This window comes from Methylobacterium sp. Leaf469 (assembly GCF_001424745.1).
GTDB lineage: Bacteria > Pseudomonadota > Alphaproteobacteria > Rhizobiales > Beijerinckiaceae > Methylobacterium.
Map to the genome: position 1 here is coordinate 48,764 of NZ_LMRE01000001.1, position 19,791 is coordinate 68,554.

Sequence of the window (19,791 nt, forward strand, 5' to 3'; positions counted from 1 at the left end):
GGGCTGCGTCGCGCCGAGAAGTGTGAATCCGCGAGCCGCGACGGTAAGGGAGCACTGGCGCGACGGCACGCGAGTAGGCACTTCACACGGGGACGGTACGAGACCGGGCTCATGTCCGCCGTTCGGGCGCACGCCCGGAACGGCATCCGCTTCCGCCAGACGACGCCCCATAAGGTTTCGATGATCACCCTCGACACGCCCTTTCTCGTCTCGGTGCTGCAGATCGTGTGGATCGACCTGCTGCTCTCCGGCGACAACGCCGTGGTCATCGCCTTGGCGTGCCGGGCCCTGCCGCCGCGCCAGCGCCGCATCGGCATGCTGCTCGGTGCCGGAACGGCGGTCGCCCTGCGCATCGTCTTCGCCCTGGCGATCACCTGGCTCCTCGCGGTGCCGCTCCTGCGCGTGGTCGGCGGCGTGCTGCTGGTCTGGATCGCCGTGAAGCTGGCGCTCGGCGAGGACGAGGATGCCCACACGGTGGACGAGAGCACCTCCCTGTGGCGGGCGGTTCGGACCATCGCCATCGCGGATGCGGTGATGAGCCTCGACAACGTCGTCGCCATCGCGGCCGCCGCCAAGGGGCATGTGGAGCTGTTCGTGTTCGGGCTGCTGCTGTCGATTCCCCTCATCGTCATGGGCGCCACCCTCATCAGCCGCCTTCTCCAGAAGTATCCCGCCATCGTCTGGGCCGGCGCGGGCCTGCTCGGCTGGATCGCCGGCGAGATGATCGCCACCGACCCCTTCGTGGTCGAGCGGATCGCCGCGGTGCCGCATGCCGCGACCTGGGCGGCCGCGGCCTGCGCCGCCTTCGTCATCGGCGTCGCCGCCCTCCTCACGCGGCGCCGGACCCAGGCTGCCGACGCGGTGCAGCGTGGCTGAAGACCGCTCTGGCACGCCCCATCGTCCGCGCCTCTCCGCCGCCGCATGGGCGGCGGGCTCCGCTGCCCTCGCCATCCTGTTGCTCGGCAGCTGGCAGTTCGCCCGAACGGCCGAGATCGAGCGGGCGGTGGTCGATGTCGCCGGATTCGACTTCGCGCTGGCCGGTGGCTTCGTCCCGTCCCTGATCGTCGGCCTGTCGGTGGCGGCCCTCCTCGGCCTCGCCATCGCGGCCGAACGCCGTACCCGGCGGCTCAAGGCCGAGGCGGACGCGGCCGAGGCCCGCTTCCTCGACGCCTTCGAGGCGGCGCCGGATCTCCAGCTCCTCGTCTCGGTCGCCGCCGATGGCGGGTCGACCCTCATCCGGGCGAACGCAGCCGCGCGCCGCCGCCTCGCGCAGCCCGGAGATCAAGCCTCCCCGGCAAGCTTGGCCTCCCCGGAAAGCTTGGCCTGCCCGGAAAACCTGCCCTTCACGGACGTGTTCTCACGCGATGACGCCGAGGCCATGCGGCCCCACCTCGAACGCGCGGTCGCCACCGGCCTGCCGGTGCGGAGGGAGGGTGGGAGCCTGCGCCTCGGTGGCCTCGACAGCACGGATGCGCTCTACGTTCCCCTCCGGGGGGCGAAGGGCGCCGCGCTCGTCTGCATCACCCTGCGCGACACCACGCGGCTGAAGGCCGCCGAGGCGGAGGCGCACGCCGCGACCCACCTTCTCGGCATGGCCGAGGAGGTCGCCCATGTCGGCCACTGGCTCATCGGCCTGCCCGGCTTCGCGCTGACCTGGTCGGAGGAGGTGTTCCGCATCCATGGCGTCGATCCGGCAACCTTCGTGCCGACCCTGGCGGCGGCGATCCAGGCCTACCATCCCGACGACCGGGCGCGCGTGGAGGCCTGCATCGCCGCCGCGATCCGCGACCGGGCCGGCTTCGAGATCCGCCTGCGCATCGTCCGGCCGGACGGCGACGTGCGCGAGGTGTTCGCCCGCGGGGTCTATCAGGTGACCGATGCGGGCGGCGCCGAGGCGACCCATGCGCTGTTCGGGGTGTTCGCCGACCTCACCGACCGCAAGCAGGTGGAGCGGGCGCTGGCCGACAAGTCCGAACTCCTCGAGGCGACCCTGGAGGGCATCGATCAGGGCCTGATGGTGATCGCCGCCGACGGCACCGTGCCCATGGCCAACCACCGCGCCCTGGAGATCCTGCGCCTGCCGCCCGAGATGATCGCCAGGCGCCCGGATTACCGGGCCGTGCGCCGGCATTGCCGCGCCACGGGCGCCTGGGGCGTCCTGATCCAGGACCCGGCCCACTGGCACCTCGACGGCGAGCGGCGCACCACGGACCTGCGCTCCGAGCGGCGCCGCGTCGACGGCAGCGTCATCGAGATCCGCTCCCTGCCGATCCTCGGCGGCAAGGGCTACGTCCAGACCCTCACGGACGTCACCGAGCGGCGCCTCGCCGAGGACCGCCTGCGCGACAGCGAGGCGCGCTACCGGCTGCTCGCCGACCACGCCTCGGACCTCATCCTCCTCGAAGACCCGAGCGGGCGCCACCTCTACATCTCGCCCGCCGTCACGCCGATGCTCGGCTACACCGTCGACGAGGCCAACGAGGCGGGCCTGCGCACCCTCGTCCACCCGGAGGACATCGCCAACCTGTCGGCGACCCTGCACGCCCTGTCGTCGGCGCGCCCCACGGGCTCGGCGGTCTATCGCCTGCGCCACAAGGACGGGTCCGACATCTGGGTCGAGGCCGCGTTCCGGCGCATCGAGGAGCACGGCGTCCAGATCATCCACGCCATCCGGGACGTGACCGAGCGCCAGCGCCAGGAAGCCGACCTGGAGCGCGCCAAGGTGGCGGCGGAAGCCGGCGCGCGGGTGAAGGCTGAGTTCCTCGCCAACATGAGCCACGAGCTGCGCACGCCCCTCACCGGCATGCTCGGCGTCCACGATCTGCTCATGGGCGAGGCGACCTTGAGCGTCTCGCAGACCCGCCTCCTCGGCCTCGCCCAGGAATCGGGCCGCTCGCTGCTGACCATCGTCAACGACATCCTCGACTTCTCGAAGATCGAGGCCGGGCAGCTCACCGTCGAATCCCTGCCCTTCGGCCTGCGCGCCCTCCTGGAGGCGTGCCGCGAACTTTCCGTCGAGGCGGTGCGGGGCCGGTCCGTGGCGATCTCCGTCGAGGTCCCCCCCGGGATGCCCGACTGGTTCATCGGCGACCCGACGCGCCTGCGGCAGGTGGTGCTGAACCTCGCCACCAACGCCATCAAGTTCACCCCGGACGGCAGCGTCACCCTGCGGGCGCGCCACAGCGGTACCGGCGCCGTGCCCCTCGTCACCATCGAGGTGGTCGACACCGGCATCGGCATCGCGGCCGACGCCCTCCCCCACCTGTTCGAGCGCTTCTCGCAGGCCGACGGCTCGATCTCGCGGCAATACGGCGGCACCGGCCTCGGCCTCGCCATCAGCCGCCGCCTCGTGCGCCTCATGCGCGGCGAGATCGGCGCCACCAGCCGGGTGGGCGAGGGCTCGACGTTCTGGTTCACGGTGCCCCTGCCCCTGGCGCAGGCGGCCGATGCCGGAACCGGGCGGACGGCGCTGACGGCCCCGGCGCCCCTGGCGCGGCGGCTGCTGCTGGCGGAAGACAACCCCATCAACCAGGAGATCATCGGCACGGTACTGCGCCAGAAGGGCCACGCCGTGACCGTGGTGGGCGACGGCGAGCGGGCGGTGAGCGCGGTGGCGACGGAGCCGCCCTTCGACCTCGTGCTCATGGACGTGCAGATGCCCGGCCAGGACGGTCTGGCGGCGACGCGGGCGATCCGCCGGGCGGAGGCCGACGAAGGCCGCGCGCGACTGCCCATCGTGGCGCTCACCGCCAACGCCATGGCGGAGGAGATCGCCCGCTGCCGGGCGGCCGGCATGGATGCCCACGTGGCCAAACCCGTGGACTGGGCCCTGCTGTTCTCCGCCATCGACGGGCTGCTGTCGCAGCGCGCATCCGGGCCGGACGCGCGCCCGTAAAGGGCCCTACCCTTCGAGCACGCCCCAGGACGGCTTCCACACGGCGCCGGGATCGATCACCACGATCTCGAGGCTGCCCTCGTTGGCCACATGCACGGCGATGCCGAAGGCCTCGGCCACGGGGAGCGGCCCGGTGGTGCTGAACAGCCGGCCGTCGGCGAGTTTGACCTCGCCCGTCACGTCGCCGCCCTTCTGGTCGAGGCACAGGGTGACGGCGCTCGCCACGGGGGCCTCGACGCGCCGGAAGGGTTTTGCCATCGCGGGCTGCTCCTGCTGAGTGAACGCAAAAAGGGCGGCTGTGACGCCGCCCTCTTCGTAAGACCGATATGGGCCGATCAGCGCTTCGAGAACTGGAAGCTGCGGCGGGCTTTCTTGCGGCCGTACTTCTTGCGCTCGACCACGCGGCTGTCGCGGGTGAGGAAGCCCTCGCGCTTGAGCGGCGAGCGCAGCTCGGGCTCGTAGTAGGTCAGGGCCTTGGACAGGCCGTGGCGCACGGCGCCGGCCTGACCCGAGAGACCGCCGCCATGCACCGTCACGGTGATGTCGTACTGGTCGACGCGGTTGGCGATGGTGAGGGGCTGGCGCAGGATCATGCGCAGCACGGGGCGGGCGAAGTACACCTCGACGGCGCGGCCGTTGACCACGACGGTGCCGTTGCCGGGCTTGATCCAGACGCGGGCGACCGCGTCCTTGCGCTTGCCGGTGGCGTAGGCGCGGCCCTGGGCATCGAGCTTCTGCACGTGGACCGGGGCGGCGTCCTCGGGGTTCTCGACGTTGCCGCGGGTGAGGTCGGAGAGGGACTGAAGGGTCGCCATGATCAAGCGCTCACGTTCTTGCGGTTGAGGCTGCCGACGTCGAGCGCCTGCGGCTGCTGGGCGGTGTGGGGATGCTCGGTGCCCTTGTAGACCCGGAGGTTGCCCATGATCTCGCGGAACAGCGGGCCGCGCGGGAGCATGCGCTCCACGGCCTTCTCCACCACGCGCTCGGGGAACCGGCCGTCGAGGATGAACTTCGCCGTCCGCTCCTTGATGCCGCCCGGGTAACCGGTGTGGTGGTAGTACACCTTCTGCTCGCGCTTGCGGCCGGTGAACTTCACCTTCTCGGCGTTGATGACGATGACGTTGTCGCCGCAATCGACGTGGGGCGTGTACGAAGCCTTGTGCTTCCCACGCAGGCGCATCGCGATGATGGAGGCGAGCCGGCCGACGACCAGGCCCTCCGCATCGACGATGATCCACTTCTTGTCGACATCGGCGGGCTTCAGCGAAAAGGTCTTTTGCGCGCTGCTCATCCCGTGACGTTCCAGTCTGATCTTGAAAAGGGTGCGCCGCCGCGTTCGGGACGCGACGGCGTTGGCACGGTCTCTAGGGGGTGACGGCGGGCGCGTCAAGCCCGAAAGCAGTTCAGGGCCGGGAAACGCCAAAAACCGCAATGGTCTGAACGGTTTCGTGGAAGTGGTATTCTGGTACCGCAAGCCTTCCTGGCCCCCTCGCAAGTGGCGCCGCGGTTTCTCAGGAGCACGACCGGGCTCCCTCTCCTGGAAGGAGAGGGGACCCGCGGTTCGCGCCCGAACCATCGTCCCCTTGGGTGAACGGCTCCGCGCCTCACCGCTCCGGCGGGATCGAGTAGGTGCCGGTGGCGTGGCAGACGAGGTCCTCCGAATCGGGGGCCGTGATCGCCACCTCGCCCACCGCGAGCCGGCGCCCGAGCTTGAGCAGGCGCGCCTCGGCCACCAGCCCGTTCGGGCCGGGCTTGCGCAGGAAGTTGAAGTTGAGGCTCGTGGTGACGGCCAGCGCCACGGGGCCGATGTTGGCCAGGATCGCCGCGTAGAGGGCGTAATCGGCGAGCGCCATCATGGACGGACCCGAGACCGTGCCGCCGGGGCGCAGGTGCCGCTCGTGGTGGTCCATCCGCATGGTCGCGCGCAAGGGGCCGACGCCGACGAGGTGATAGGTCCGCCCGCCCGCCGCCATCTGGGGAAACGCCGCGTCGAGGAACGCCACGGTCTCGGGCAGGGACAAAGCAAGGGTGGGGGCGTCGGACATGCGGGCGGGTCTCCGTTCCACCTTGCAGCATGCCGGGGCATGCCCGACAAGATGGCGGCATGTCCGCTCACGACGCCTACGACCCCGCCCTGATCCGCCGGATCCTCACGGAGACCCGGAGCATCGCCCTCGTCGGCGCCTCGGCCAATCCCGCCCGGCCGAGCCACCACGTCATGGCGTTCCTGCTCGGACGCGGGTTTCACGTCACCCCGATCAATCCCGGGCTCGCCGGGCAAACGCTGCTGGGCCAGCCCGTCCTCGCCCGCCTCGCCGACCTGCCCGCCCCCGTCGATATGGTGGAGATCTTTCGCAGTTCCGACGCGGCCGGCGGCGTGGTGGACGAAGCCCTCGCCCTGCCCTGGCTGCCGCGCTTTCTCTGGATGCAGGTCGGGGTGCGGGATGACGCCGCCGCCGCGCGGGCGGAGGCGAAGGGCGTTGTGGTGGTGATGGATCGGTGCCCGAAGATTGAGATGTTTTATAAGTAATATTTGCTATTCGAGCGATCAATCATCTTGGGGAGGCGCGTCAATTGCCCCTGCGAGTTTTTCTTCGGCTTTTTTTCTCAATATATTTAAGTTTTTAGTGACAATTACATTGGTTAGTGATTGCTCCCATCCTATGCGTTCCTGAAATTTTTGGAAATTTACGTCATCGTCAACTTTTTTAATCCAAGACTCAATCCAGTATAAGTACTCCCATCCGGAACTTCGCATTAAAGTAAAAAATGGAAACTTCACCGATATTTCGAGAGAGCATTGATAACATTTTATTTCCCGAAAATCCTCACCGAGATATAGCTTATCGAAATGACCGCCCGTTACTGTATGCCACCCCTCAAAAACCGATCTGATATTTATCAGGAATTTTTTGTTCTTGATGTCAATTGAATTATTTAAATTTCGAGTGATAAATGTATTCTTCGGCAGTATCAACTCAAAATGCTCGAATATAGCTCCATCGGAGCTGCGCGCCGAAACTATAGTTCCATCTTCTGTTCCATGAGATACTTTCGTAATTTGGACCATTACTTTATTCTCCGTATTTCTTTCTTGAAAAGCCTCCCTCTCCTCCATTGGGCGCGTGAATAATTCTAGAAATCGATTCGTAAGGAGAACAGTTGGAATATCTGACCGTGAGAGATTGACAATTTTTTCAGAGGATATGCTTTGCTTTGCTGTAGTCGACTCGAAATACCCCGACAAATGCGAGGAAAGTGAACTTAATGCATAGTACTCTATTGCCTCAATGATAAACTTATTCCGCGCTGGCAACGAGTTAAACTCTGCTTGAGTTTCGTATGTATTAACATCAATTATTTCAGATCTGTTCCATAATGCTTTATAAGCGCCATTCTCTAAAAATAATCCCTCCATCGAGTCGGCCAAATCGCTAGTGAACCGATAGCGAGGTATAATGACGATTTTATCTGTCTTATCGGAAATAATTAAAGTTCCTAAAATTTTATAGATCTTGTTGACTCTTGGCACGGCGCGTTTCGCAATAACGAAAATGCCATATACTATTGCCGAAACGCTAAATATCACGAGGAATGCCCCTCGATATGTTGAGATATCAGCGCTTGTGAGAAGATTAACTCCAACAGCGATGACAATCGATATGAGTATTGTTTCGGAAACATTTCTTCGGACGTCAGTTGCCGACGCTACTTCGCCTTCAGGATTTTTCGAAATGCTCATAGAATCGCCCTGGCAACAATTACTTGGGATGATATAACCTACATATTGTCAGATAGCAGTGTGGCGTGTTTCCTCCATCAGCGCCACAGCCACAAAACTAACCCCAGCCGCCGCAGCCAAATAAAGCCCCACCCAACCCACACCGCCCCATTCACTCAACCGCTGCGCCAGATACGGCGCAGCGGACGCCCCCAGGATCCCCGCGAGGTTGTAGGTCACGGAGGCCCCGGTGTAGCGCACGCGGGTCGGGAACAGCTCCGGCAGCAGGGCCCCCATGGGGCCGAACAGCCAGCCCATGGCGAACAGGCCGAGGCACAGGAACCCGAGCACGAGGCCGCCCTGGCCGCTGCCGAGCATCGGGCCCATGAGCAGGCCGAGGCTGGCCGTGAAGGCGAGGCCCGAGAGGAGGACGGGGCGGCGGCCGTAGGCGTCGGCGGCCCAGCCCGAGAGCGGGATGCCGAGCGCCATGAACAGCACGGCCACGCACTCGAACAGCAGGAAGGTCGGCCGGGTGAAGCCGAGCGTCGAGACGCCGTAGCTGAGGGCGAACACCGTCGAGAGGTAGAACACCGCGTAGCACGCCACCATTGCGAAGGTGCCCAGCAGGGTCGCGCGGAGGTACTTCGTGAAGATCACCGCCAGAGGCACGCGCTCGGGCGCGGCCTTCTCCAGAGCGGCCTTGAAGATCGGGGTCTCGGTGAGCTTCAACCGGACGTAGAGCCCGACGCCGACCAGCGCGGCGCTCGCCAGGAACGGGATGCGCCAGCCCCAGGCCTGGAAATCTTCGGGGCTGAGCGCCAGGGCCAACCCCAGAAACCCGAGATTGGCGGTGATGAAGCCCACCGGCGCCCCGAGTTGTGGAAAGATGCCGTAGAGGGCGCGGCGGCCCGGCGGGGCGTTCTCCACGGCGAGCAAAGCCGCCCCGCCCCACTCGCCGCCGAACCCCAGCCCCTGGCCGAAGCGCAGGACGCAGAGCGCGAACGGCGCCCACCACCCGGCGGTGGCATAGGTCGGCAGGCAGCCGATGAGCACCGTCGACAGGCCCATGATCATCAGGGAGGCGACGAGCGTCGCCTTGCGGCCGACCCGGTCGCCGAAGTGTCCGAAGAACGCCGCCCCCAGCGGCCGGGCGATGAACGCGATGGAGAACGTCGCGAACGCCGCCAGCGTCTGCACCGCCGGATCGCCGGGGGGGAAGAAGATCGGCCCGATCACCAGGGCGGCCGCCGTGGCGTAGACGTAGAAATCGTAGAATTCGATCGCCGTGCCGACGAAGCTGGCGATGAGAATCCGCGCGGCGGAAACGGGTGGCGGGCTGACGGTGCGCATGGCGCCGCTTTAGCGAAGCTTTTTGGGGGCGCCTAGCGCGGATTGGACGCGTGTTGCCTTACATCTTGGCGTGAGGCGCGACGGGCCCCCTCTCCTGGAAGGAGAGGGTTGGGGTGAGGTGTCGTCCCTCTCCGAAAAGGTCACACACCTCACCCTGTCCCTCTCCTGGAAGGTGTGAGGACCCGCACCATTCTTGCCAGGGCGGCGGACAAGTTCTCCCCGTCTCCCGATCTCTGCCGACCCTCACGTCTTCAGCGGATCGTGCCCCCAGTTCATCAGCGAGAGGCGCCAGGGCGAATCCTTCACGGCGTCCTTGTCGTCGGGGCCGCCCTGCTCGAGGTGGCGGTGGATGTAGCTGACGACCTTGCGCATGTGCGCGTAATCGTCCTCCGTGAGATCCGCTTTTCTGGTGTTCAGCAATTCGACGATGCGGCGGCCGGAGGCGTGGCCGGTGGACTCGTCGCTGCCCTTCGCCTTCTGGCCGACGGATTTGCTCTCGTCGGTGTCGAGAAACTTCTCCAGGGCGGAGGCGGTCATGTTGACGGCCTCCTTGAAGTCTTTCCACGTGCTCGCGTCGTCGTGCTCGGCCACCGCGCCATCTCCCGGGTTGGCTTCCATTCGCTCCACCGATCACGCGCATCGGGGCGGTGCGGTTCCGGGCCGTGGCCGCGTGCCCCAGGGCGCCCGCGCTTGACCTGCCGGGATCGTCCGCTACAAAGAACGCATGTTCGTTTAAGCGGAACGGGGCCAGCCCCTTTCGCTGGGGTCGAGGCCGGCGCTAGAACGGTGCCGCTGCGGGCCCGCCGGCCCGAGGAGGATTTCATGACCGACCGCCTGCCCGGCTTCAACACCCTGGCGATCCATGCGGGTGCCGCCCCCGACAAGACCACGGGCGCGCGGGCGACCCCGATCTACCAGACGGCGTCGTTCGTGTTCGACGACGTCGACCACGCCGCCTCGCTGTTCGGGCTCCAGGCCTTCGGCAACATCTACTCGCGCATCACCAACCCGACCAACGCGGTGCTGGAAGAGCGCATCGCGGCGCTGGAAGGCGGCACGGCCGCGGTGGCCGTCGCCTCGGGCCACGCCGCCGAGTTCCTCACCATGAACGCCCTGATGCAGCCGGGCGACGAGTTCATCGCAGCGAACAAGCTCTACGGCGGCTCGATCAACCAGTTCAACCACGCCTACAAGAACTTCGGCTGGAACGTGGTCTGGGCCGACACGGACGACCCGTCGTCGTTCGAGCGCGCCATCACGCCCCGCACCCGGGCGATCTTCTGCGAATCCATCGCCAATCCCGGCGGCGTCGTCACGGACATCGCGGCGCTGTCCGACATCGCCAAGCGGCACAACATTCCGCTGGTGGTCGACAACACCATGGCGACGCCGTACCTCATCCGCCCGTTCGAGCACGGCGCCGACATCGTCGTGCATTCGGCGACGAAGTTCTTGGGCGGCCACGGCAACTCCATCGGCGGCCTCGTGGTCGATGGCGGCACCTTCAACTGGGCCGGCGACGACCGCTATCCGACCCTGTCGAAACCCCGGCCCGAATACGCCGAGATGGTGCTCGCCGAGAATTTCGGAAACTTCGCCTTCGCCATCGCGATCCGGGTGCTCGGCCTGCGCGACCTCGGGCCGGCGCTGGCGCCGTTCAACGCCTTCCTCATCCTCAACGGCATCGAGACCCTGCCGCTCCGGATGCAGCGCCACTGCGACAACGCCCTGGCGATCGCCAACCACCTCGCGCACCACCCCGCCGTGGCGTGGGTGAGCTATCCGGGCCTGGAGACCGACCGCTACCATGGGCTCGCCCGGCGCTACTCGCCCCTCGGCTCCGGCGCGGTGTTCACCATCGGCCTCAAGGGCGGGTACGAAGCCGGCGTCAAACTCGTGTCGAACCTGCAGCTGTTCTCGCATCTGGCCAATATCGGCGACACCCGGTCCCTGGTGATCCACCCGGCCTCCACCACTCACCGCCAGCTCACCGACCCGCAGAAGATCACGGCCGGCGCCGGACCCGAGGTGGTGCGCCTGTCCATCGGTCTCGAGGATCCGGCCGACCTCATCGAGGATCTCGATGCCGCGTTGGCCTGAGCCCGGCGCATCGGGCGCGCGCGCCGGCGCGGGCCGGGGCGTGGACCGGGCCGATCCTCGGCGCATCGGCGCCTGCGCCGGCGCACCGCGTCATACCCGCGCCGGTGAAACGATCGTGCGCCGCGCCCCGTTGTTGACGGCATGGATGACGGGGAATAGGCCCCACTCACCCCGTAGCGCGAGATCGTCCGGCTGCCGATGACGCACTCCCCTGACTTCCCTCAAGATTTGCCCGTCGTGCTCCTCGTCGAAGACGACGGCCTGCTCCTGATGGAGGCGGCCGACACGCTGGCGGATGCGGGCTTCACGGTGGTGGAGGCGAGCCACGCCGACAAGGCTTTGACGGTGTTAGAGAATCGCAGCGACGTCGGCGTGCTGATGACCGATGTCGACATGCCGCGCGGCTCCATGGACGGCTTCGCCCTCGCCCGCCTCGTGGCCCATCGCTGGCCCGACATCCCCGTCCTCGTCGTCTCCGGCATGGGCACGCCCGGGCCCCACGACATGCCGGACGGCGCCCGGTTCATCCCGAAGCCCTACGAACCCTCGACCCTCGTCCGCACCCTGCGCGCCTTCGTGCACCGGGCCGCCTAACTTCCTGACAGAATTCGAGAAAAGGCCCCATGGCCAGCGAGACCAGACCCCACCGCTTCGCCACCGCCGCCATCCATGCCGGCGCGGCGCCCGACCCCGCCACGGGCGCCCGGGTGCAGCCGATCTACTTCACCAACGGCTTCGTGTTCGAGTCGACGGAGCAGGCCGCCGACATCTTCGCCATGCGCCGGACCGGGTTCTCGTACTCGCGCGGCTCCAACCCGACGGTGGCCGCCCTCGAGCGCCGCGTCGCCGCCCTGGAGGGTGCCGCCTCCGCCGTGGCGGTCTCGTCCGGGCAGTCGGCCCTCCTGCTCATCCTGATGACGCTGATGCGCAGCGGCGACGCCTACGTCGTCTCCCCGCGCCTGTTCGGCGGCTCCCTCGGCCTCATCACCCGCCTCGACAAGCGCTACGACATGAAGGCGCAATTCGCCCAGGGTCTCACCCCGGCGGATTTCGAAGCGGCGATCACGCCCGAGACGAAGGCCATCGTCTGCGAATCCATCGTGAATCCGTGTGCCACCGTGATGGATCTGGCGGGCATCGCGGAGGTCGCGCGTCGGCATAGGCTGCCGCTCATCGTCGACAACACCCTCGCCTCCCCGGCGCTGATCCGTCCCATCGAGCATGGCGCCGACATCGTCATGCACTCGACGTCGAAGTTCCTCGGCGGCTCCGGTCAGACCATCGGCGGCGTGATCTGCGACGCCGGCACGTTCGACTGGAAGGCGGCGGGCGACCGCTACAACCTCATCGCCGAGCCGTGGGAAGATTACGACGGCCTCGTCATCACGGAGCGCTTTCCCGATTTCAGCTTCGCGGTGGCCTGTCGCCTGTTCGGCCTGCGCGAACTCGGGCCCGGCCTCTCGCCGATGAACGCTTTCCTGACGCTGACGGGCATCGAAACCCTGCCGCTGCGCATGGCGCGCCACTGTGCGAATGCCAAGGCGGTGGCGGGCTTTCTCAGGGATCATCCCGCCGTCGATTGGGTCAGCTACCCGGCCCTGCCCGGTCAAGCCGGCGAAGCGCTGGCGGCGAAGTACGTCCCGGACGGACCGGGCTCAATCTTCACCTTCGCCCTGAAGGGCGGCGAGCCCGCGGCGGTCAAGTTCATCATGGGCCTCCGGCTCATCTCGCACCTCGTCAACATCGGCGAGATCAAGTCCCTGGCCATTCATCCGGCGACGACGACGCACCGCCAGCTGCTGCCGCACGAGAAGGCCGCCGCGCTCGTTGGGCCCGAGACCGTGCGCCTCTCGATCGGCTTGGAGAACGCCGAAGATCTCATCGCCGACATCGATCAGGCACTGGCACAGGTCGGCTGAATTCGTCTCGCGGTCCGCTCCTCATCTGCGCACACCTCGTGCTCCATGGGCGACGAGGATCGCAGCCTTGTTTCCATACTCCCGATGGTGACCGGCACCCGCAAGCGGCGCGTCAGCCTTCCGAAAGGGTGGAAGCCGAGACTGATCGAGCAATAACCAAGCTACGTCCGCCGATCACCCTCGACGATGACGCCCGCCGTTGAGGGCGCGAAGGGCGCCGCGCAAAGTGCGTACGTCCTGCTCCGTCATCGCCATGCGGTGCAGCATGTCCCGCATGTTGCGGGCGATGATCTCGCGCTTCTCCGGCGGATAGAACCCGGCCGTCGCCAGGCTGTCCTCCAGGGTCCCGACGAGGGACGCCATAGCCTCGCGGGTCGCAGGCGGCGACAGCATCTCGCCCGAGAACGGCAGCTTCGCGAGCCCCGCCGCACGGCGCCATTCGTAGCCGACGAGGAGGACCCCCTGGGCGAGGTTGAGAGACGGGAACTCCTCCGTCACCGGGAACGTCACGATGGCGTCGGCGAGGGAGACTTCGTCGTTGCTCAAGCCCGCCCGTTCGCGCCCGAACAGGATCCCGGTCCGCTGGCCGGCGCGGGCAGCGACGTTGCGCATGGCGTCCTCGGGCCCCACGACGCGTTTCATCTGCCCGCGCTCGCGCGCCGTCGTAGCTAGGACATAGTGAAGGTCGGCGATGGCCTCCGCGACGGTGTCGAACACCGCCGCACCATCAAGGATGTGGGTCGCGCCCGAAGCCGCCTCGCGCACACCCTTCTTCGGCCAGCCATTCTTCGGCGCAACAAGCCGGAGTTCGGACAGGCCGAAATTCGCCATGGCACGCGCGACCATGCCGATGTTCTCGGCCAGCTGCGGCTCGACGAGGACGACGACAGGCGCGCTCGGCATCGGACTAGATTTTCCCGTCGAGACCCATCTGGTAGTACTTGTGAATGATCTTGTCCTGGTTCTCCAGAAGCCAGTCGATGGACGGCTCGTTGGACATCGCCTTGCGGATAGCCTCCGTCATCCCCTTCCGCTGGATTTCGAACAGGGCCTTGTGATCGACGGTCTCGGCCTCGATCACACCGGGGCTCAGCCAGACCGAGCAGATGATCCCGAGATCGTTGGCTCTGTCTTTGGGAATGTAGCCGAGCCGCACAGCGTCCAGCACCCCATTGGCGATGGCGAACTGCACGGTGCCCATGAGGATTGAGGTGTACTTGCTCTCTGTCACGCTGACCTTGGACACGCACAGAGTCACCGGCCGGACCATGATATCCGTATTCAGCAGCGCAAAGACGCGGCTGTGTCCCACCACCTGATCGCCCGTCAGTGTAGCGAGCGCGGTGCCGACGGGCCCATCGAGTTCCCCGATGATGACTTCCGGCTCGGCGGCGGTGTTGGGCGGGCCACCCGCGACCAGGGCCTCGCCGGCTCGCAGGATGATGCGTTCGCTCATGGGTTTTCCCGTTCCGTCTCGTTGCGTGATGGTAGCCAGATCCCCCCTTGCGCACCGAATGTCCAGCCCCGGCCCCCACCTGACAGATGCCGTCCCCTGTCACGGCGTGATGGGTCCCTGGCGGCTTTCGCCGTTGGAACGCCCGCGCTATGACCCTGCCCGCGGCCGCACGGCATTTGCATGGGGCCCCTCGGGATTTTTGCGGAAGGCCTGACACGCGATGGATAAGATCAAGGTAGCCAAGCCCGTCGTCGAACTCGACGGCGACGAGATGACCCGGATCATCTGGAGCGAGATCAAGACCAAGCTCATCCATCCCTATCTCGACCTCGACCTCGAGTACTACGATCTCGGAGTCGAGCACCGCGACGCCACGGGCGACCGGGTGACCGTCGAGGCGGCCGAGGCGATCAAGCGCCACGGCGTGGGCGTGAAGTGCGCCACCATTACCCCCGACGAGCAGCGGGTAAAGGAATTCAACCTCAAGGAAATGTGGAAGTCGCCCAACGGCACGATCCGCAACATCCTCGGCGGCGTGATTTTCCGCGAGCCGATCATCTGCAAGAATGTGCCCCGCCTCGTGCCGGGCTGGACTCAGCCCATCGTCGTCGGCCGCCACGCCTACGGCGACCAGTACAAGGCGACCGATTTCAAGGTGCCGGGCAAGGGCCGCCTGACCATCAAGTTCGAGGGCGAGGACGGCACGGTCATCGAGCGGGAGGTGTTCAACTTCCCCTCCCCCGGCGTCGCCCAGGCGATGTACAACCTCGACGATTCGATCCGCGATTTCGCCCGCGCCTCGATGAACTACGGCCTCAACCGCAAGTATCCGGTCTACCTCTCGACCAAGAACACGATTCTCAAGGCCTATGACGGCCGCTTCAAGGACCTGTTCGAGGAGGTGTTCCAGAACGAGTTCAAGGCCAAGTTCGATGCCGCCGGCATCACCTACGAGCACCGCCTCATCGACGATATGGTGGCCTCGGCCCTCAAGTGGTCGGGCGGCTACGTCTGGGCCTGCAAGAACTACGACGGCGACGTGCAGTCCGACACCGTGGCGCAGGGGTTCGGCTCGCTCGGCCTGATGACCTCCGTGCTCCTCACCCCAGACGGCCAGACCGTCGAGGCCGAGGCGGCTCACGGTACGGTGACGCGGCACTACCGAGAACACCAGAAGGGCAAGGAGACCTCGACCAACTCCATCGCGTCGATCTTCGCATGGTCGCGGGGCCTCGCGCACCGGGCCAAGCTCGACGGAAACGCGGATCTGGCCAAGTTTGCCACGACCCTGGAGACCGTCTGCGTCGATACCGTCGAGGCCGGGTTCATGACCAAGGACCTCGCCCTTCTCGTCGGCCCTGATCAGAAATGGCTTTCGACCACAGGCTTCCTCGACAAGGTCGATCAGCACCTCAAAGCCGCGATGGCCTGATCCGAAGCCGAGCGCGGCCCTGCATCGGGCAGGGCTGCGTTTCAGGCGTTGGCGGCATTCCGCTTGCGCGTCTCGGCAGCTTTTTTCGCCGAGGCCGAGCGCTGTTCCGCCGTACGCGCTGCAGACGCCTTGCCGCCAATTTCGCCGCCTTTCCTGGCAGCCGGATGATCAGTCGAGCGGCCGCGGCCGGCTCCGCCAGGCTTCTTTCCACCACCGTCGTCCTTGTTCACGGTGGCCCAGGCACGAGCCTTGGCTTCATCCTCCGGAACACCGCGGGCCTCATACGACTCCGCGATGTGGTCGGCTTTACGAACTTGCTTATCGGTGTAGCGCGACTTGTCTCCCTGCGGCACCGCCTTGTCTCCTTCCGTCGCTCCCCGCCCCAACGACGCTCCCTGATCCACAGAGCGAACATGACGCAACAATCGGGGTTTCGAGGATGCCTGACCTTCACGAGCTCAACTCGCCTATCGCACCTTCGGTTCGCTGCAGGGCTATGTCCGTTAGCATGCGTGCGTAGACGACAAGCGGGACGATGCGAACGAAGCACCGTCCCGGACCCACATCAATCCTTGCGCGCGCCGAAGCGGACGCTGTCGATGTTGGCGCGCTCGAACGCCTGCATCACATGCTGGTATGAACGCTCCATCTCGGTCACCTCGGCGTCCTCGACCTCCTCGGGCTTGAGCACAAACATAAGCATCGAGCGACCCGTGACATCGTAGCGTTCGCCGATCGGTACGCTGACCACTTCCTGACTGTCAGGCAGATTGGTGTCGAGGAGGCGCGTCCACGCGGAAGCGCCTATGGTTGCCGGCAAAGTGAACGACACGAGATCGTGGTAGGCATTGTAGAGCAGCAGCAACGTGGCGTCGCCGCCCCGGCGCTGGATACCCGAGACCTGCGCCCGGCCGTCGAGAACGACCGCCAGTGACCGAGCATCACCCTGCGACCAGTTCTCCGGCGTCATCTCAGTGCCGGCCGGGGTTAGCCACGTCACGTCGCGTACACCGAGTTCCTCGTCGAACTCACCGGTGAGGAACCGCCCACGGGTGAGAATCGGCAACGATTCACGAAGAATCATCAGCCGCTGCGTGAACTCGGTGAGGTCGCGCTCCTCTGGGCCGATGGCGCCCCAATCGAGCCAAGAGATCTCGTTGTCCTGACAATAGGCATTGTTGTTGCCGTTCTGGGTCCGGGCGAACTCGTCACCAGCGAGCAGCATCGGCGTGCCTCGAGACAGAAACAGCGTCGCCATCATATTGCGCATCTGGCGCAGGCGCACGGCCCGGATTTCCGGATCCTCCGTCGGCCCTTCCACGCCGTAATTGTTGGAGAGGTTGTGGGAGTGCCCGTCTCGGTTGTTCTCCCCATTCGCCATGTTGTGCTTGTCGTTGTACGAAACCGTATCGTTCAGCGTAAAACCATCATGGGCGGTTAGGAAGTTCACCGATGCCCAGGGCTTGCGCCCGCGCTTGTTGAATTTGTCCGCTGAGCCAGTGATTCGGGACGCAAGCGACGGAAGCAAGCCGAGATCCCCCCGCCAGAAGCCGCGAACGTCGTCACGGTACCGGTCATTCCACTCGGCCCAGCCGGGTGGAAAACCGCCAACCTGGTAGCCGCCGGGGCCGCAATCCCAGGGCTCGGCAATCAGTTTGACGGAATTGAGCACGGGATCCTGGCGACAGGTATCGAGGAACCCGCCCCCTTCGTCGAACCCATGGGGCTCGCGGCCGAGGATCGTCGCAAGATCGAACCGGAATCCGTCGACGCGCATCTCGGTCGCCCAGTAGCGTAGCGAGTCGGTAACGAGTTGCAGAACCCGCGGGTGGGAAAGATTGAAGGTATTCCCGGTGCCGGTGTCGTTGATGTAGTAACGCGGCTCCTTGGGCATCAAGCGATAATACGAAGCGTTATCGACACCTTTGTAGGATAGCGTCGGCCCCTTCTCGTTGCCCTCCGCCGTATGATTGTAGACGACATCCAAGATTACTTCGAGACCGGCGCCATGCATGCGCGCGACCATCTCCTTGAATTCGGAGAAGGCAAAATCAGGCACTGCCGAATAACGCCGGGCTGGGGTGAAGAACGAGATCGTGTTGTAACCCCAGTAGTTCACCAGGTCTTTTTCCTGGAGATAGTCGTCCTGCACGAAGGCGTGGACCGGCAGCAACTCGACGGACGTGACGCCAAGGCTCTTGATGTAATCGAGCACCGCCGGTGTCCCAAGACCTGCATACGTGCCGCGCAGCTTCTCCGGAACGGCCGGATGAAGCTTGGTGAAGCCTTTTACGTGCGTCTCGTAGAAGATCGTCTTCTCCCACGGCACATGCGGCTTGCGGTCCCGCCCCCAGGTGAAGGCCGGATCGATCACCCGGCTACGGCGGGTGAACGGCGCGGAATCGCGCTCGTCGTAGGTCAGATCGTCGCCTGTCTCCATCTGGTACCCGAACAGGGCCGGGTTCCAGGTGATGGAGCCAACGAGACCTTTGGCATATGGATCGATGAGCAGCTTGTTGGGATTGAAGCGGTGACCGGCTTTCGGATCGTATGGACCGTGTACGCGGTAGCCATAAATGGTACCTGGCCTCGCATCGGGTAGATACCCGTGCCAGATCTCGTCCGTGTACTCCGGCAGTTCGATGCGCTCGAGTTCCTGTTCGCCCGCATCGTCGAACAAGCAGAGCTCGACCTTCGTGGCATGGGCCGAGAACAGGGCGAAATTCACCCCAAGCCCATCCCAATTTGCCCCCAGCGGATAGGGTGAGCCTTCCTTGATACGCGAGCGGGTGGCGGACGCCTTGCCCGTCTGAGAAAAATCGTCGGCCATAACTGCTCCAGGGACGGCGCCCTGCCCGATGCGGCGCTCTCATCGGGCACGTCGGCACGCCAAAACCGAAACGGGAACGCTCACGCTTCCCTCGAAGGTCCGCGCCCGAGAAAACTTTTTGCGTTGCGAAGCCTGGCGCGGGGCACCATTCTGGGGTCGAGGATGCATCACGGAGTTCGGCGGCATCGATCGCTTCCCGATGCATCGCCTCACCCTCCCATGGGGTACTCAACGATGACCGACCAACCGAACGGCCTGCAAACCATCGCCGACCGGTACGGAGTAAGCCTCGACGCCATCCGCCATCTCGTCGATGCCTTACAGGCCGGAAACGGCACCATGGCACAGTTCAACCACCGCGAACTCGGCGGCTTCGGTCAGTGGTCCTCGGGTGGCATGACGATGATCGGCAACATGTTCGACGCGGAGCTCAAAGCCCGCGTCGGTGCATTGTGCAGCACTCTGGCCGAAGCCCTGCCGGCAGTCGGCTTTCCAATCACCAGCGTCACGTCGGATGCCTGGTGGCCGCAGCACCTCGGACGGCCCGCGACTTCGGGCTCCCAAAACGGTCTGCGCTATGCTTATTTTCCGCATGCCCAACGCCTCGCCATCGCGATGGATGGGAATGTCATTCTCTATGGAACGGCAGGGCAGCACATCACCGGGGTTTCGCAGCAGCAGGGTGGCACTGGCGGCCTACGGTTCTCCGGTCCTGACGGGGCCATTCCTTTCGAATCCCTGCGTCGGATCGACGACGATCGTGGCGAATCGTTCGTTTCCTCATCGACCTCCACCGAACTCGACACGCCCGTCCAGCGAGATACCACCCTTCAGCCCAAGCCGTTCACGCCTGAACCCATTCATCGGGTGGAAGCGGGCCCGGCGCGCGCGCAATCCCCGGCCGACGAGGTTCTGACGACCCTGGAACGACTGGCCGAACTCCAACGCAAGGGAGTGCTGACGGAAGCGGAATTCTCGTCCAAGAAAGCAGAGCTGCTGGCGCGCCTCTGATGGGTGTCGATGTCCTGCGCCGACGTGTCCACAGCCAGCAGGTTGCATGCGGGTCGCCACCGGCTCGCCGAGTCCCA

The 19,791-nt window shown here is 65.5% G+C and carries 19 protein-coding genes; 8 read left to right on the forward strand and 11 right to left on the reverse strand.

All coding sequences use genetic code 11. From position 1 onward, the window contains the following. Positions 1–180 precede the first annotated feature (180 nt). Together ASG60_RS00205 and ASG60_RS00210 are read left to right on the forward strand one after the other, a co-directional pair. Entirely contained in the window at positions 181–876 is a 696-nt protein-coding gene (locus tag ASG60_RS00205) for a TerC family protein (RefSeq protein WP_056172148.1), read from the forward strand. After that, positions 869–3,895, forward strand: a complete 3,027-nt coding sequence (locus tag ASG60_RS00210) for an ATP-binding protein (RefSeq protein WP_056383873.1) — start codon at positions 869–871, stop codon at positions 3,893–3,895. Before ASG60_RS00205 ends, ASG60_RS00210 begins: the two co-directional genes overlap by 8 nt. 6 nt (positions 3,896–3,901) lie before the next feature. Here ASG60_RS00210 and ASG60_RS00215 read toward each other — a convergent pair whose 3' ends face one another. The 4 genes from ASG60_RS00215 to ASG60_RS00230 form a co-directional block, all read right to left on the reverse strand. Continuing rightward, positions 3,902–4,153 (reverse strand): hypothetical protein, encoded by a 252-nt coding sequence (locus ASG60_RS00215; protein WP_056265813.1) that lies wholly within the window; start codon positions 4,151–4,153, stop codon positions 3,902–3,904. A gap of 77 nt (positions 4,154–4,230) precedes the next feature. Continuing rightward, positions 4,231–4,710 (reverse strand): 30S ribosomal protein S9, encoded by a 480-nt coding sequence (gene rpsI, locus ASG60_RS00220; RefSeq protein ID WP_056171590.1) that lies wholly within the window; start codon positions 4,708–4,710, stop codon positions 4,231–4,233. A gap of 2 nt (positions 4,711–4,712) precedes the next feature. Next, on the reverse strand, positions 4,713–5,186 hold the full coding sequence (gene rplM / locus ASG60_RS00225) for a 50S ribosomal protein L13 (RefSeq protein ID WP_056171592.1): 474 nt from the start codon (positions 5,184–5,186) through the stop codon (positions 4,713–4,715). 313 nt (positions 5,187–5,499) lie between these two features. After that, the gene (locus ASG60_RS00230) at positions 5,500–5,940 is read right to left on the reverse strand and encodes a PaaI family thioesterase (protein ID WP_056265815.1); all 441 of its coding nucleotides are present in this window, start codon (positions 5,938–5,940) and stop codon (positions 5,500–5,502) included. Between the two features lie 59 nt (positions 5,941–5,999). On the opposite strand from ASG60_RS00230, the gene ASG60_RS00235 reads away from it, so the two are divergent. Beyond that, positions 6,000–6,425, forward strand: coding sequence for a CoA-binding protein (locus tag ASG60_RS00235; protein WP_156398742.1), 426 nt, complete (start codon positions 6,000–6,002; stop codon positions 6,423–6,425). Between the two features lie 18 nt (positions 6,426–6,443). Here the strand turns inward: ASG60_RS00235 and ASG60_RS22345 are convergent, their stop codons facing one another. From ASG60_RS22345 to ASG60_RS00245, 3 genes are all read right to left on the reverse strand, one after another. Beyond that, entirely contained in the window at positions 6,444–7,637 is a 1,194-nt protein-coding gene (locus ASG60_RS22345; protein ID WP_156398743.1) for a hypothetical protein, read from the reverse strand. Positions 7,638–7,685: 48 nt separating this feature from the next. Then, on the reverse strand, positions 7,686–8,966 hold the full coding sequence (locus ASG60_RS00240; protein WP_056383877.1) for an MFS transporter: 1,281 nt from the start codon (positions 8,964–8,966) through the stop codon (positions 7,686–7,688). A 243-nt stretch (positions 8,967–9,209) separates the two neighbouring features. Then, the gene (locus tag ASG60_RS00245) at positions 9,210–9,557 is read right to left on the reverse strand and encodes a DUF3140 domain-containing protein (RefSeq protein ID WP_056384271.1); all 348 of its coding nucleotides are present in this window, start codon (positions 9,555–9,557) and stop codon (positions 9,210–9,212) included. Positions 9,558–9,788: 231 nt separating this feature from the next. Between ASG60_RS00245 and ASG60_RS00250 the strand changes: the two genes are divergently transcribed. The 3 genes from ASG60_RS00250 to ASG60_RS00260 all read left to right on the forward strand — a co-directional run bounded on the left by ASG60_RS00250 (position 9,789) and on the right by ASG60_RS00260 (position 12,985). Continuing rightward, positions 9,789–11,066, forward strand: coding sequence for an O-acetylhomoserine aminocarboxypropyltransferase (locus ASG60_RS00250; RefSeq protein ID WP_056384272.1), 1,278 nt, complete (start codon positions 9,789–9,791; stop codon positions 11,064–11,066). 198 nt (positions 11,067–11,264) lie between these two features. Further along, positions 11,265–11,660, forward strand: coding sequence for a response regulator (locus tag ASG60_RS00255; protein ID WP_056383879.1), 396 nt, complete (start codon positions 11,265–11,267; stop codon positions 11,658–11,660). A 29-nt stretch (positions 11,661–11,689) separates the two neighbouring features. After that, on the forward strand, positions 11,690–12,985 hold the full coding sequence (locus tag ASG60_RS00260; RefSeq protein ID WP_056171601.1) for an aminotransferase class I/II-fold pyridoxal phosphate-dependent enzyme: 1,296 nt from the start codon (positions 11,690–11,692) through the stop codon (positions 12,983–12,985). A gap of 174 nt (positions 12,986–13,159) precedes the next feature. On the opposite strand, the gene ASG60_RS00265 is transcribed toward ASG60_RS00260, so the two are convergent. Next, entirely contained in the window at positions 13,160–13,888 is a 729-nt protein-coding gene (locus ASG60_RS00265; protein WP_056171603.1) for an RNA methyltransferase, read from the reverse strand. Between the two features lie 4 nt (positions 13,889–13,892). Continuing rightward, a complete protein-coding gene (locus ASG60_RS00270) occupies positions 13,893–14,441 on the reverse strand; it encodes a formaldehyde-activating enzyme (protein WP_056171605.1) in 549 nt (182 codons plus the stop codon). Between the two features lie 220 nt (positions 14,442–14,661). On the opposite strand from ASG60_RS00270, the gene ASG60_RS00275 reads away from it, so the two are divergent. Beyond that, entirely contained in the window at positions 14,662–15,873 is a 1,212-nt protein-coding gene (locus ASG60_RS00275; protein WP_056093930.1) for an NADP-dependent isocitrate dehydrogenase, read from the forward strand. Positions 15,874–15,914: 41 nt separating this feature from the next. Here the strand turns inward: ASG60_RS00275 and ASG60_RS21670 are convergent, their stop codons facing one another. Beyond that, complete coding sequence (locus ASG60_RS21670; protein WP_082483744.1) at positions 15,915–16,226, reverse strand: plasmid stabilization protein; 312 nt, start codon at positions 16,224–16,226, stop codon at positions 15,915–15,917. Between the two features lie 212 nt (positions 16,227–16,438). Next, a complete protein-coding gene (glgX, locus tag ASG60_RS00280; RefSeq protein ID WP_056171607.1) occupies positions 16,439–18,703 on the reverse strand; it encodes a glycogen debranching protein GlgX in 2,265 nt (754 codons plus the stop codon). Positions 18,704–18,937: 234 nt separating this feature from the next. Between glgX and ASG60_RS00285 the strand changes: the two genes are divergently transcribed. Further along, positions 18,938–19,714, forward strand: coding sequence for an SHOCT domain-containing protein (locus ASG60_RS00285; RefSeq protein WP_056383880.1), 777 nt, complete (start codon positions 18,938–18,940; stop codon positions 19,712–19,714). The last annotated feature ends 77 nt before the right edge of the window (positions 19,715–19,791 follow it).

Coding starts and splice junctions, on each gene's coding strand:
- ASG60_RS00205 (WP_056172148.1), top strand. CDS start 181: ATGATCACCCTCGACACGCCCTTTCTCGTCTCGGTGCTGCAGATCGTG.
- ASG60_RS00215 (WP_056265813.1), bottom strand. CDS start 4,153: ATGGCAAAACCCTTCCGGCGCGTCGAGGCCCCCGTGGCGAGCGCCGTC.
- rpsI (WP_056171590.1), bottom strand. CDS start 4,710: ATGGCGACCCTTCAGTCCCTCTCCGACCTCACCCGCGGCAACGTCGAG.
- rplM (WP_056171592.1), bottom strand. CDS start 5,186: ATGAGCAGCGCGCAAAAGACCTTTTCGCTGAAGCCCGCCGATGTCGAC.
- ASG60_RS00230 (WP_056265815.1), bottom strand. CDS start 5,940: ATGTCCGACGCCCCCACCCTTGCTTTGTCCCTGCCCGAGACCGTGGCG.
- ASG60_RS00235 (WP_156398742.1), top strand. CDS start 6,000: ATGTCCGCTCACGACGCCTACGACCCCGCCCTGATCCGCCGGATCCTC.
- ASG60_RS22345 (WP_156398743.1), bottom strand. CDS start 7,637: ATGAGCATTTCGAAAAATCCTGAAGGCGAAGTAGCGTCGGCAACTGAC.
- ASG60_RS00240 (WP_056383877.1), bottom strand. CDS start 8,966: ATGCGCACCGTCAGCCCGCCACCCGTTTCCGCCGCGCGGATTCTCATC.
- ASG60_RS00250 (WP_056384272.1), top strand. CDS start 9,789: ATGACCGACCGCCTGCCCGGCTTCAACACCCTGGCGATCCATGCGGGT.
- ASG60_RS00255 (WP_056383879.1), top strand. CDS start 11,265: ATGACGCACTCCCCTGACTTCCCTCAAGATTTGCCCGTCGTGCTCCTC.
- ASG60_RS00260 (WP_056171601.1), top strand. CDS start 11,690: ATGGCCAGCGAGACCAGACCCCACCGCTTCGCCACCGCCGCCATCCAT.
- ASG60_RS00265 (WP_056171603.1), bottom strand. CDS start 13,888: ATGCCGAGCGCGCCTGTCGTCGTCCTCGTCGAGCCGCAGCTGGCCGAG.
- ASG60_RS00270 (WP_056171605.1), bottom strand. CDS start 14,441: ATGAGCGAACGCATCATCCTGCGAGCCGGCGAGGCCCTGGTCGCGGGT.
- ASG60_RS00275 (WP_056093930.1), top strand. CDS start 14,662: ATGGATAAGATCAAGGTAGCCAAGCCCGTCGTCGAACTCGACGGCGAC.
- glgX (WP_056171607.1), bottom strand. CDS start 18,703: ATGGCCGACGATTTTTCTCAGACGGGCAAGGCGTCCGCCACCCGCTCG.
- ASG60_RS00285 (WP_056383880.1), top strand. CDS start 18,938: ATGACCGACCAACCGAACGGCCTGCAAACCATCGCCGACCGGTACGGA.